The sequence below is a fragment of the Synechococcus sp. BMK-MC-1 genome (assembly GCF_014279955.1).
Taxonomy (GTDB): Bacteria; Cyanobacteriota; Cyanobacteriia; order PCC-6307; family Cyanobiaceae; genus Synechococcus_C.
The window spans coordinates 953183-962890 of sequence record NZ_CP047939.1 but is presented as its reverse complement, the minus strand read 5'-3'; the positions used below and the strand labels follow the sequence as shown (position 1 = coordinate 962890).

16 protein-coding genes and 1 pseudogene are annotated in these 9708 nt (G+C 59.4%); 10 read left to right on the top strand and 7 right to left on the bottom strand.

From position 1 onward, the window contains the following. Window positions 1–11: 11 nt before the first annotated feature. Window positions 12–212 carry a chlorophyll a/b-binding protein gene (locus tag SynBMKMC1_RS05395; protein ID WP_186472978.1) on the top strand — a complete coding sequence of 67 codons (201 nt, stop codon included), beginning with the start codon at window positions 12–14 and terminating at the stop codon, window positions 210–212. Here SynBMKMC1_RS05395 and SynBMKMC1_RS05390 read toward each other — a convergent pair. From SynBMKMC1_RS05390 to SynBMKMC1_RS05380, 3 genes are all read right to left on the bottom strand, one after another. Further along, complete coding sequence (locus SynBMKMC1_RS05390; protein ID WP_186472977.1) at window positions 179–1420, bottom strand: glycosyltransferase family 2 protein; 1242 nt, start codon at window positions 1418–1420, stop codon at window positions 179–181. The two genes, SynBMKMC1_RS05395 and SynBMKMC1_RS05390, sit on opposite strands and share 34 nt — an antisense overlap. Continuing rightward, window positions 1408–1632 carry a hypothetical protein gene (locus tag SynBMKMC1_RS05385; protein ID WP_186472976.1) on the bottom strand — a complete coding sequence of 75 codons (225 nt, stop codon included), beginning with the start codon at window positions 1630–1632 and terminating at the stop codon, window positions 1408–1410. The genes SynBMKMC1_RS05390 and SynBMKMC1_RS05385 overlap by 13 nt, the downstream gene beginning before the upstream one ends. A 921-nt stretch (window positions 1633–2553) precedes the next feature. Further along, on the bottom strand, window positions 2554–2772 hold the full coding sequence (locus tag SynBMKMC1_RS05380) for a hypothetical protein (protein ID WP_011932840.1): 219 nt from the start codon (window positions 2770–2772) through the stop codon (window positions 2554–2556). Window positions 2773–2949: 177 nt separating this feature from the next. Here SynBMKMC1_RS05380 and SynBMKMC1_RS05375 point away from each other — a divergent pair, with 177 nt between their 5' ends. From SynBMKMC1_RS05375 to SynBMKMC1_RS05335, 9 genes are all read left to right on the top strand, one after another. Further along, entirely contained in the window at window positions 2950–3183 is a 234-nt protein-coding gene (locus SynBMKMC1_RS05375) for a chlorophyll a/b-binding protein (protein WP_186472975.1), read from the top strand. Between the two features lie 20 nt (window positions 3184–3203). Next, on the top strand, window positions 3204–3887 hold the full coding sequence (locus SynBMKMC1_RS05370; RefSeq protein WP_186472974.1) for an alpha/beta fold hydrolase: 684 nt from the start codon (window positions 3204–3206) through the stop codon (window positions 3885–3887). Between the two features lie 103 nt (window positions 3888–3990). Beyond that, window positions 3991–4947 (top strand): orange carotenoid-binding protein, encoded by a 957-nt coding sequence (locus SynBMKMC1_RS05365; RefSeq protein WP_186472973.1) that lies wholly within the window; start codon window positions 3991–3993, stop codon window positions 4945–4947. Further along, on the top strand, window positions 4937–5683 hold the full coding sequence (locus SynBMKMC1_RS05360) for a fatty acid desaturase (RefSeq protein WP_186472972.1): 747 nt from the start codon (window positions 4937–4939) through the stop codon (window positions 5681–5683). The genes SynBMKMC1_RS05365 and SynBMKMC1_RS05360 overlap by 11 nt, the downstream gene beginning before the upstream one ends. A 45-nt stretch (window positions 5684–5728) precedes the next feature. After that, window positions 5729–6049 carry a hypothetical protein gene (locus SynBMKMC1_RS05355; RefSeq protein ID WP_186472971.1) on the top strand — a complete coding sequence of 107 codons (321 nt, stop codon included), beginning with the start codon at window positions 5729–5731 and terminating at the stop codon, window positions 6047–6049. 356 nt (window positions 6050–6405) lie between these two features. After that, on the top strand, window positions 6406–6594 hold the full coding sequence (locus SynBMKMC1_RS05350) for a hypothetical protein (protein ID WP_186472970.1): 189 nt from the start codon (window positions 6406–6408) through the stop codon (window positions 6592–6594). A gap of 169 nt (window positions 6595–6763) precedes the next feature. After that, on the top strand, window positions 6764–6865 hold the full coding sequence (locus SynBMKMC1_RS05345; RefSeq protein WP_186472969.1) for a DUF4278 domain-containing protein: 102 nt from the start codon (window positions 6764–6766) through the stop codon (window positions 6863–6865). A gap of 110 nt (window positions 6866–6975) precedes the next feature. Further along, entirely contained in the window at window positions 6976–7128 is a 153-nt protein-coding gene (locus SynBMKMC1_RS14525; RefSeq protein ID WP_222930385.1) for a hypothetical protein, read from the top strand. 89 nt (window positions 7129–7217) lie between these two features. Continuing rightward, complete coding sequence (locus tag SynBMKMC1_RS05335) at window positions 7218–7712, top strand: lipocalin-like domain-containing protein (protein WP_370593943.1); 495 nt, start codon at window positions 7218–7220, stop codon at window positions 7710–7712. Between the two features lie 116 nt (window positions 7713–7828). On the opposite strand, the pseudogene SynBMKMC1_RS14655 reads toward SynBMKMC1_RS05335, so the two are convergent. The 4 genes and pseudogenes from SynBMKMC1_RS14655 to SynBMKMC1_RS05320 form a co-directional block, all read right to left on the bottom strand. Then, a pseudogene (locus tag SynBMKMC1_RS14655) lies at window positions 7829–8086 on the bottom strand (DNA-binding response regulator); the annotation flags it as partial. A gap of 41 nt (window positions 8087–8127) precedes the next feature. Then, entirely contained in the window at window positions 8128–8424 is a 297-nt protein-coding gene (locus tag SynBMKMC1_RS14650; protein WP_255486331.1) for a hypothetical protein, read from the bottom strand. Between the two features lie 23 nt (window positions 8425–8447). Further along, window positions 8448–8672, bottom strand: coding sequence for a hypothetical protein (locus tag SynBMKMC1_RS05325; RefSeq protein ID WP_186473510.1), 225 nt, complete (start codon window positions 8670–8672; stop codon window positions 8448–8450). A 597-nt stretch (window positions 8673–9269) separates the two neighbouring features. Beyond that, window positions 9270–9707 (bottom strand): DUF411 domain-containing protein, encoded by a 438-nt coding sequence (locus tag SynBMKMC1_RS05320; RefSeq protein ID WP_186472967.1) that lies wholly within the window; start codon window positions 9705–9707, stop codon window positions 9270–9272. Window position 9708: the final 1 nt, after the last annotated feature.

The window sequence follows — 9708 nt, the reverse complement described above, 5'->3', positions numbered from 1 at the left end:
AACAGAAGTTCATGGATTCAACTTCAACCAAACAGGACGCCTGGTTCCAGGACGCTGCTGCCGCACAGATCAAAGGCGAGCGCATGGCAAGCGCTGAGCTGCTGAACGGTCGCGTGGCCATGCTCGGTTTCGTGATCGGCGTTCTCACCGAAGCCCTCACCGGCCACGGCATCCTCAGTCAGATCACCTTCGGTGTGCTCGGCCTGAGCTGACGCCCTTTCCAGGTCCATCCCCGACCGGTCAGAGTCCGCCAGACCGAGACCGGTCCGATCGCACCCACCAGCAGACCACCGACCCCCATCAACCACCACAGGGTTGTGGAAATTCCGAACGTTTTGCTGATGTAAAGCCTCAGCAGACATTGCTGAGCAATCGCCAAGAACGCCAAGACGACACTGCCCGTCCACCAGATCGACGGAGCTGGGAAAAGCAGGAACAGAGCGGGGATCGCTCCAGCCAGAATCCAGGGAACACTGAACATCTGCACCACAACGGCTGCAGCGGCTAGGGCTTTCAGCACGTTGCGACCCAGGCCGAGGCACCAGTTTTTGGTCCAGCCTTCCCAGAGGGAGGCAAGGTTGGGGTACATGCGCAGATCCACCGCATCAAGGCCCAGCACATAACGCAGACGCAGGCCTTCGCTCTTGATACGCCGGGCCAAAGCCAGATCCTCCACCACTTCAGCGGCGAGGGCGCGGTGCCCACCGATGGCCTCATACGCCGTACGCCGAAACAACATGAACGGGCCCGCTGCGAACGACACCGGCGAGGCGGGATCGTTGGCTTCCTCGATTGGAAAGCCAAGACCCAGCAGGCTGGCCATGATTGGCTGAACCATCCATTCCGCCAGGCAGTCGCAGCCCAGGCGCGGAGCAAGGCTGAACAGATCGGCCTCCTCATCGATCGCCTGCGCGAGGGCTCGGCGCAGGGCATCGGGCTTCAGACGCACATCCGCATCCACGAACAGCACCCACTCGGACTGCACCTGCTCCATCGCCCGGGTGCAGGCCCAGTTCTTGCCAACCCAGTGTTCACCCTCCGGACGAGGGCCTGCATGCACCACCTCGCCACGGATCCCAGCAGTGGCGTGAGCCTTCAGCACGGCAGTCGCCAGCTCCGCCGTTGCATCGGTGGATTCATCATCGACAACCAACACCCGCCAGTCGCGGCATGGAGGCTCACTGGCAAGCACATGCCTGAGGCAGGGGCCGATGTTGACGGCCTCGTTGTAAGCCGGAATCACCACGGTCAGGCTGGCGCTTCCGGCACTGGGGGATGCATCCGGGCGCAGCACAGGAGCGCTGGCCAGGCATCGCATCAACCCCAGCTGAAGCAGGAGGAGACCGCCGCAGGATGCCGCGGACGTGGCGAACAGCAGCAGAGCGAGGAGCTGTGCCCAAGAAACGCTCAGCTCAGCCAACGATCGGCATCCATGATTCGCTTGATCAACAACCCCAACCGCTTGAACTCCGAGAAGTTCAACTCTTGAACGGCCTGATCGAGGCCGCAGTCCACCCAGGCATCGCCACGTTTCTCGAAGATCGTGAAATCCTCCTCCAGGGAGTTGCGGCGGATGCAGTAGGTGATGCCGTCGTCGTGAACGAAATCCGCCGAATGCAGCTGAAGGGCCATCCGCTCTGATCTGCCGGACGCGGCAGGCACATCCCCCAAACTCTCGCTCCTTTTAACCAGAGCAACAATGCGCCTTAACACCGATTGCCTCAGCGGCTCAAGCCAACGAAACTAAGCACATCGAGATCGGAGGCGCTGATGACAGCCGAAACTCCACCCCAGCCCAATCACAAAGCAGCCTGACTCAAACGGCCCCTGCTCCAACAGTTTCCACCCATCCGTGAGGCTTTGTCCCTCGGCAGGCAATCACTGGTACGCCACGTCGACCGACACTCCACTGCATCGTTCCGGCCGCAGCAAGCAGCCACAGGTGCCCCGGAGCCCCATCAGCCTTACCCCTGGACTTCAGGCCCCAGGCGCCATGCAGCCAGACGCTTCAACACGTCATACAGTCGATCGATCGACAAAAACATTCACCCCGTCAGCGATGGCGGGGTTTTTTGTTGCCAAGACGGCTGAACGACGAACGCTCTGATGATCAACCATCATCACTGGCTACGTCCTCTTTTACCATCTTGAAATCTATATTGGCAGAGACCTCTCTTTTCTTCGCCATGCAGATGACATGGTTCATTGATCCGGACTCCATCAATGAAAGTCCCGCTCCTACTTGGCGCCTTGCCTCTCTCAGCGTCACCAGCACTAGCAGACAACTTCGTTGATTTGAGGTGTGATGCCATGGCCTCCCTCATCACCAAGCAAGTGAGCACGAATCAAGAGCTTGAGAATATACAGATCGAAGAGCAAGGTTTTTCAAGGTGGATCCTTCCAATCGTCGCCTCATAAGACAAGCAGGCAATTGGGGAAGAGCGATCACTGCCAATGAATGAATACCGTCAAGATTGATCATTTGGACCTACGCCGGTCCTTTCAGAAAAAAATCGAGACAGAACGGGTTGTTCTCTTGCAAGAGCCGACTTCTCAATTGGATTGATTCGTGTCGTCACCGTTGTTCTGGATGGCGCCGATCTTGGCGTCAGCCCAACGGGCAAAGAAATACACACCCACGAACAGAGGCAGATAAGCAGTCCACATCCGCTCAGGAGCCAAACCGCTGTTGTTAATCACAGCCAAGCCGCCGTATCCAACAACGAAGTAGATCACCGCACGCCTGATCGCACCAACTTGCCGGGAATTCATGAATAGATGGAAGAGAAGAACAGCCTAAGAAGCCTTGGGAACACGCGCACTCACTGCATCGACCCGCCCCTAGCCCGACAGGCCAGGTCCTGAAACCGAACCACAACGGTCGGCTCTCCCACTGTGTGTGACGTTTTCAGGAGGGATAGACCGATCAGATCCCGCTCGGAAACAACCATGACCGCATCCACAACGCAGGCAGCCAACGGACTGATCACGCACGATGCTGAGGGCCGCGACAACGTTTACGCCAAGGAACCACCGATGCAGCTCACCAGCCCGGAGGCTGGATGGGGCTTCCACGAACGGGCCGAACGACTGAATGGACGCCTGGCCATGCTGGGATTTGCCGCAGCCATCGCCACGGAACTGCTCACAGGAGAAGGACTGCTTCAGGCCATCGGCCTTTAACGCCGCCCGACTGAGAGATCATGCTGAGCGGCAATGGAGAGTGGATGGACAACCTGTTGGTATCGGGAGCCGACTCAGCACCCCTGAGGGTGTTGCTGGCCCATGGAGCCGGTGCCGGCATGGACAGCCCCTTCATGGAGGCGATGGCCCTGGGCCTCGCCGAGAACGGCTGGCAGGTGCTGCGCTTCGAGTTTCCTTACATGCAACGGCAACGCAGCAGCGGCAAGAAGCGGCCGCCAGACAAGGCAGAGGTTCTGCTGACCAGCTTTCGCGAGCAGGTGGAAGCCCTGGATCAGGACAAGCCCCTGGTGATCGGCGGCAAATCGATGGGTGGCCGCATGGCCAGCCTTCTGGCTGATGCGCTGCTCGATGAGCAAGCGATCCAGGCCTGCATCTGCCTTGGCTACCCCTTTCATCCTCTCGGCAAGCCCGACCGGCTGCGCACGGAGCACCTCGCCGGCCTGCGCACACCAACGCTGATCGTTCAAGGGGAACGTGACGCGATGGGTCGACACGACGAGGTGACCCATTACCCCCTCTCCGAACAGCTGCAGCTGGCCTGGATGCCGGACGGGGATCACAGCTTCAAACCGCGCAAAAGCTCAGGCCACAGCGAATCCACAAACTGGGCTATGGCGGTGCGTGCGATGGATCAGTTCCTGACCAAGCTGCTGTCCAGCACAGAACGGACACAGCAAGCCTGACGGCGCCGAACACGCCCGAGCAGCGATCCACTTACAAATTTTTTTTGCACATCGCCAGAATCGCAACATAGCGTTACAGTCTTGCAATCTTCGATCGCTCCGGATGTTCACGCTCGACAAGGCTCGTCAGATTTTCCCGGAGACCATGACCGCCGATGCGGTTCCGGCCATCACCGCACGCTTCAAGCTGCTCAGCCCAGAAGACCAACTGGCCCTGATCTGGTTCGCTTATCTGGAGATGGGACAAACCATCACCGTGGCTGCACCCGGCGCCGCGCGCATGGCCCTGGCGAAGCCCACCCTCGATGAAATCGTGGCGATGAGCTTCGACGAGCAAACCAAGGTGATGTGCGACCTGGCGGCCAAGATCAACAGCCCGATCTCCTGCCGGTATGCCTTCTGGTCGGTGAACGTGAAGCTCTGCTTCTGGTACGAGCTTGGAGAGCTCATGCGTCAGGGCAAGGTGGCCCCGATCCCCCAGGGCTACAAGCTTTCTGCCAACGCCAACTCGGTGCTGGAAGCGGTGAAGAAGGTGGAGCAGGGCCAACAGATCACCCTGCTGCGCAATTTCGTCGTCGACATGGGCTACGACCCCGATGTGGACGACAGCAAGGTGGTGGCTGAGCCGATCGTGGCGCCGACTCCTGAAGATCAGCGTGAAGAGATCTTCATTCCCGGTGTGCTGAATCAGACAATCCTCAGCTACATGCAGCTGCTCAACGCCAACGACTTCGACACCCTCATCGATCTCTTCCTCGACGACGGTGCTCTGCAACCTCCCTTCCAACGTCCGATCGTGGGGCGTGAGGCCATTCTCAAGTTCTTCAAGCGTGACTGTCAGAACCTCAAGCTGATTCCCCAGGGTGGTTTCGGCGAACCTGCCGACGGTGGCTTCACCCAGATCAAGGTCACCGGCAAGGTGCAAACCCCTTGGTTCGGCCGGGAAGTGGGCATGAATGTGGCCTGGCGCTTCCTGCTCGACGACAACAACAAGATCTACTTCGTGGCGATCGACCTGCTCGCTTCCCCCGCCGAGCTGCTGAAGCTTGGTGGCAAGTGATCCCTCGGGGACCAATCACTGGAGGGGATTGCAACTGGCGGGGCTGATCGGCTGCGCCTGGTTGCTCACCCTCGCGGTGGGTCTTCGCCTTCCCTTCCAGCAGCTCCACCCTTTGGCCCTCATGGCCTTCGTGATGCTGCGCAGCTTTCTGCACACCGGGCTGTTCATCGTGGCTCACGACGCCATGCATGGCACCCTTGCTCCAGCAAGCCACCGCAAGCTGAATCGAAGGATCGGTCAAGGTTGCCTCTGGGCTTACGCCGGCCTGAACTACCAGAGGTGCCTGAGCCATCACATTCAGCATCACCACTCGCCTGGATCGGCCACTGATCCCGACTACTGCAGTGCGGCTGATCCTTCACCCTTGGCCTGGTATGCACGCTTTCTCAGTCACTATCTGAATCCGATGCAGCTGCTGAGGTTGGCGGTCTGCTTGGGGCTTTTGCTGCTGATCATGCCCTCCAATCAGGATCAGCCTTTGCTCACGCTGGCGTTGATCTATGTGATTCCTTTGATCATCAGCTCCTGGCAACTTTTTGTGGTGGGAACGTTTCTGCCCCATCGCAAAAACCCCCATCAAGCTGATGGTTTCCATCAACCAATCAGCCTCGATCTTCATCCGATACTGTCGTTCGCAGCTTGTTACCACTTTGGCTATCATCGCGAACATCACAGTTATCCAACAGTGCCCTGGCATCAACTCCCCGAAGCCCGCACTGCTTACGCTCAAATCTGAACCCAGTTCAGCACCTCTGCCCCGACCTCACACCTCGACAAAACCATGTCAGCAGCTGACTGGACACACCAGGAACAATCCATTGCCAGGAACGCCTTCGAAACTGGCAAACAACGCTCAATTGAAGCATTGATTGTGATTTTGAGAGAGCAAAGTGCTCTGCTCGACACACCCGAATCAATCTGGAAATATCACGATTTTCTCAGCAGTGAACGTTATCAATATGAAGGACGAGCTGAATTTGACACAGCCAATATTTTGTTCAATCTGGCTGACATGATCAAACAAAATTTAATAAGTTACGAAGACCTTGAAGGCCTTGAACAAACCAAACTCAGCAAAATCAAAGCCATGGCCATGTTTTGAAGTCAGCCCAGGCTGAACGCATGCTTTTCAACTGAGGATTGCACTGAATTGGTTTTCGGTTGAATCTTGATCGATGTCGGCCTCAGAGCACAGGCCAGGGCGCGGAACGGCTGATGCACGCCCTCCACAATCAACGTTCCCATTGGATGGGAGTGGGCAAGATTGAGCTTCATCGTCAAACCGGTTGTGTAACGGAATCTGCGTCGCCTTGATTCCTTCACGCAGCCTCGCGGATTCAAGGGCTCTTGACGAGCCATGTTCAGAAAATCTTCCAGGCCGTACTTGCAAAGTTGTCGCCGTTGTCACGGCCGGCTTGCCCTGTCCCCCCAACCATGACCTCATCGACATGTTCAGCCATGACCAGCGAACAGGCCATTGAATTGATCGGCTCCGCTGTGGACTACAGCCAACAACGCAGCAAGCTGCTCGCCAGCACCGAGCGTCTCTCCGACGCCGAGGCCATCCGCCGAGAATTCGATGAATGGCTTAACCCCACCGGGGATTGCTTGCCTCTGATGCCATGTCCGTTGCCGGAAGCGGGTTGATCACCGCCCATTCATCACTGTGTATCCGAATGAACGACACGGTGGTTGACGGCTTCGCTATGAAGAGTCTGTAGCAACAGCTACAAGAACACGTTCACCTCACCTCCGGTGAGGCGCAGTTCGACTCAGGCCATGGAACGGGGACCTGAGCTTGCTTCGAGGAACCATCATGACGCTCACCTATCGCGGCCAGACGTACGTGCCGAATCACACGGCTGCCACCCGGCAGCCTGTGGTTCTGGTGTATCGCGGTCGACAGTTGACCAAGTGAATGGCCACCGCCAGCCGGCGGTGCTGACGCCCTGCTCCGGCAGGGCTTTTTTGATGCTCTTGCGGGACCACCTGCTGACAGCCGGCCTGGAGCGATGGCATCTTGAACACATGAAACATCGCTCCCTGCTGCAGCGGCTCGGCTCCTATCTGATGGGCCTGGTGGATGAGTACTGGACCATGCGCGAACCGCAGAGCTACGGCGAGAAAGCCCCCAGCTGCACAGTGCGCTGCGACGACGAGCACTGCGAGCGCGCGGACTGAGCAGGGCGATCCGGTGGCGGTTGTTACCAGCCCAAAAGGAAAGGATCTCGATCTCCTCATGCAGCCCCCCCGGCCTCAATGACGCCTGTGTGACCACGGGTAGGTTCCGGGCGCCCCGCAATGCGGCCTTGAACACAACGCGTCTGCAGTCACTGGATGCCATCGCCGCTCCCTGCATCCATGGCGCCTGGCGACTGGTGAGCTACCTGGTGGAGGAGAAAACCAGCGGCGACACCTTCAGGCCGATGGGTGACCACCCAACGGGTTATGCGCTGTTCACCCCGGAAGGACGGGTTTCGTTCACGCTCACTGCTGAAGGCCGCACACCCACAACCGACCGCGAAGGCGACGCGGCTCTGCTCAGCAGCCTGGTGGCCTACTCCGGAACCTACAGGCTGGAGGACGACCGCTGGATCACTGCGGTTGATGTGGCCTGGAAGCCGGAATGGGTGGGTACCGAACAGATGCGCCACTTCTCGATTGACGCTGACCAGCTCACGGTGCGAACGCCATGGCGGGTGATGCCCAACTGGCCGAAACAGGGCCCGACCCGCAGCATCGTGATCTTTAAACGCTGCAGCTGACGCTGCTCACTGCAGGGGATCGATGAGGCCATATAGCAGGGCCGTGACCGCCATCTGGGGCGATCACGAGCACCGAGTTTGTCCATGGCGTTCCCCACGTGGCTCTTCACCGTTTCCACCGAGAGGCCGAGCAGGGTGGCAATGGCGTTGTTCTTAAGACCGCGCGCCACGCCGGCGGTCACCTCCAGTTCGCGTGGGGTGAGTTCCTCCACCAATGGAGGCAGATCGGGTTGCGGTGTGGAGGCGGCGATGCGGCGGATCTGCTCAGGAAAGTACACACCGCCATCAGCGAGGGTGCGCAGGACATTGATCAGATCACCGCGACCGGTGCCCAGGCTGGATTTGAAGACCACGCCATCCGCGAAGGCCTCCATTGCCTCCTGCACCACCGCCTGGGTTTCGCGCACCAGCACAATCATGAGCTGGCAGGTGGGCACTCTGCCTTCACCCGGCGAATCAGGTTGATGCCATAGCCGGATTCGAGATCAGAGCTGCAGATCAGCAGATCCGGCTGGGTGCGCAACACCAGCTCAAAGCCCTCGTCTTCGGTGGTGGCCGCACCCACCAGGCTCGAGGCAATCGCATCGACTAGCACAAACGCAACCAGTGCCAGGCGATCGCCGAACACCACAACAATGCGGCGCTCCTTCAACAACTCAGAAGCCTGAGCGATCGCCTCCTGATTGGCACGGGAGTCGAGCCGAAGCTCCATGGTCGCCACACGGATACCCGGTTTCAGCGCGGATGGTCGGCACGCACCTGCTGGGGATCACGCCACACCACGCCGCGAATGCGGGATGGATAGCGCGCACGAGCCAGCCGCCAGGCCTCGAGCGCATCGGCCACCTCCACGGTGTGGGTGGTCAGCTGACCATCGCGCTCAAGGATGAGGTCGTAGGCGGGGGACATCGCGCCGGATCGTGCAGCCCCTTCATTGAGGCAGAGATCAACGGGTTGCACATCCCTCAGTTGAGGGAGAGACCTGCAGCAATCTGCTGTCGGTTCCCCTCGCATTAGGCACGCCGTTTTCACTCTCAGCGGTCTGCGACCGATCGGCAATGCGCGATTTCACTGATTGCACTTGTCGCCTGGAACACCAACACTGTGTGCATCGAGATCGGAGGCACCGATGACGGCCGACACTCCACCCGAGCCAACACAAGAAGCTCGCTGACTTTCTGGCCCCTGCTCCAACAGTTTTCACGCATCAGAGAGGGATCGCCCTTCGGCAGGCACTGAGGTTCGCCACGTCGATCGGCACTCCATCTGCACCGTTCCAGGTGCCCCAAGGAGTTCACAACCCTCCCACCTAGGAACCTGGCCCCAGGCGCCACAGCCAGTCGCTTCGACCCTTTCTTTCAGTCCACTTGCTGGAGGTTGAACAACCGTATGGCAACACTGAAAATCGCAAGGTCGTGATGCACAAACGAGCGCGTTAGGCCGCCTGTCCCGCCTTGGGACGACGGCCTCCACAAATCAGCCCAATGCTGATTGCAACCCCCGCAGGTCTCCCACCAACAGGGACTTGCGGGGGTTTTGCCTGGGCAACCTGACCCGTTAATAACGCTCCAGCACCCGGGTGCTGCCGTCGTGGGCGATAGCCACCACCACGTAGGGATCCGCTTCGACCCCTTCCATCTCCATCCCGGGAGAGCCGATCGGCATGCCCGGCACGCCCAGGCCGCGGATGTCAGGTCGTTCGGCGAGCAGTCGCTGCACCGACGCCGCTGGCACATGGCCGTCGATCCTGTAGCCCGCAACGCTGGCGGTGTGGCAGTAAGCCTGGGTGGGATCGATGCTGTCGCTGATCTGATCGTTGATGCGAAAGCCCGCTGCTTCGAGATGCCGTTCCCACTGCCGGCAGCACTCACAACTGGCCGAGCGCACCACCGTGATCAGCGGGCCCTCGGCCTCAGCTCGCACTGGCAGGGGGGAGGCGAGGATCGACGCCAACAACAGGGCGCACACAAACCGCAGACGGCAACGCCAAGGCATC

Excerpts from the sequence above, each read along its gene's own strand:
- SynBMKMC1_RS14525 (WP_222930385.1), top strand. The coding sequence starts at position 6,976 with ATGAAACATCGCTCCCTGCTGCAGCGGCTCGGCTCCTATCTGATGGGC.
- SynBMKMC1_RS14650 (WP_255486331.1), bottom strand. The coding sequence starts at position 8,424 with ATGGAGCTTCGGCTCGACTCCCGTGCCAATCAGGAGGCGATCGCTCAG.
- SynBMKMC1_RS05370 (WP_186472974.1), top strand. The coding sequence starts at position 3,204 with ATGCTGAGCGGCAATGGAGAGTGGATGGACAACCTGTTGGTATCGGGA.
- SynBMKMC1_RS05320 (WP_186472967.1), bottom strand. The coding sequence starts at position 9,707 with ATGCCTTGGCGTTGCCGTCTGCGGTTTGTGTGCGCCCTGTTGTTGGCG.
- SynBMKMC1_RS05345 (WP_186472969.1), top strand. The coding sequence starts at position 6,764 with ATGACGCTCACCTATCGCGGCCAGACGTACGTGCCGAATCACACGGCT.
- SynBMKMC1_RS05395 (WP_186472978.1), top strand. The coding sequence starts at position 12 with ATGGATTCAACTTCAACCAAACAGGACGCCTGGTTCCAGGACGCTGCT.
- SynBMKMC1_RS05365 (WP_186472973.1), top strand. The coding sequence starts at position 3,991 with ATGTTCACGCTCGACAAGGCTCGTCAGATTTTCCCGGAGACCATGACC.
- SynBMKMC1_RS05355 (WP_186472971.1), top strand. The coding sequence starts at position 5,729 with ATGTCAGCAGCTGACTGGACACACCAGGAACAATCCATTGCCAGGAAC.
- SynBMKMC1_RS05380 (WP_011932840.1), bottom strand. The coding sequence starts at position 2,772 with ATGAATTCCCGGCAAGTTGGTGCGATCAGGCGTGCGGTGATCTACTTC.
- SynBMKMC1_RS05385 (WP_186472976.1), bottom strand. The coding sequence starts at position 1,632 with ATGGCCCTTCAGCTGCATTCGGCGGATTTCGTTCACGACGACGGCATC.
- SynBMKMC1_RS05375 (WP_186472975.1), top strand. The coding sequence starts at position 2,950 with ATGACCGCATCCACAACGCAGGCAGCCAACGGACTGATCACGCACGAT.
- SynBMKMC1_RS05350 (WP_186472970.1), top strand. The coding sequence starts at position 6,406 with ATGACCAGCGAACAGGCCATTGAATTGATCGGCTCCGCTGTGGACTAC.